The organism is Vibrio sp. 811 (assembly GCF_033339195.1).
Genome location: NZ_JAWOUB010000083.1, coordinates 1 through 1217 on the forward strand (window position 1 = coordinate 1; position 1217 = coordinate 1217).

The following is a 1217-nucleotide window of genomic DNA, read 5'->3' on the forward strand; positions in this document are numbered from 1 at the left end:
AGCTACTTGGTGGTCACTCAGTGTATGGTGTGATTGGTATTTCAATGGGGTTGATCTTTTGGACCTTTCCTCATGCTCTGATGATTTTGACCACTTCGCTGCGTACTTCCGATGCCCGTTTGTATGAGGCCGCTCGTGCTCTAAAAACCTCACCGATGAAGACCTTTTTTATGGTGACGTTACCTGCGGCGAAATACGGTTTGATCAGCACTCTGATTGTCGTATTCACGTTGGTGATCACCGATTTTGGTGTGCCGAAAGTCATTGGCGGAAGCTATAACGTTCTGGCGACCGACATCTTCAAACAAGTGGTGGGCCAGCAAAATTTTGCCATGGGTGCAGTGACCAGCATCATGCTGTTATTTCCTGCGGTAATGGCGTTTGGTGCGGATCGTTGGGTGCAGAAAAAACAAAAGAGCTTATTCGACACGCGCTCGGTGCCTTATCAACCAGAACCCAACAAAACGCGTGATGGCCTTTGCTTCGTATACTGTTCACTGATTTCTGTCGCAGTACTGACAGTGTTAGGCATGGCGGTGTACGGCTCTCTAGTGACATTTTGGCCGTGGAATAAAGCGCTGACGCTGAACAATTACAACTTCGCAGAGATGAGTACCTATGGCTGGAGCCCGTTCTTCAACTCGTTAACGCTGGCAGGTTGGACTGCGCTGATTGGTACCGCTGTGATTTTTGTCGGTGCCTACTGTATTGAAAAAGGTCGTGCGTTTGAGCCAGTTCGTCAGGCGATGCAAATGCTGAGCGTGGTGCCAATGGCGGTGCCGGGCATGGTTTTGGGTTTGGGATACATCTTTTACTTCAATGATGTGAACAACCCATTGAATGTGCTTTACGGTACGATGGCGTTTCTGGTGATTAACACCGTAGTGCACTATTACACAGTCGGCCACATGACAGCGTTAACCGCTCTCAAGCAACTGCCTTCAGAGATAGAAGCGACGGCAGCATCGGTCAAGCTGCCTCAGTATAAGTTGTTCTTCAAAGTGACCTTACCGGTTTGTATGCCTGCTGTTTTGGACATCGCAACCTACTTGTTTGTTAATGCATTGACCACCACTTCTGCGGTAGTATTCCTGTACTCAACCGATACGATTCCTGCTTCGGTATCGATTCTAAACATGGACGATGCAGGCCAAACGGGCGCAGCTGCCGCGATGGCCGTGATGATCATGATTGCAGCCGCGATTGCGAAGATCGTG

1 protein-coding gene is annotated in these 1217 nt (G+C 49.2%); it reads left to right on the plus strand.

What is annotated here, in order from left to right:
• The coding region (locus tag R7Q46_RS24965) for a putative 2-aminoethylphosphonate ABC transporter permease subunit (RefSeq protein ID WP_318077900.1) at positions 1-1217 on the plus strand (1217 nt) is incomplete at both ends.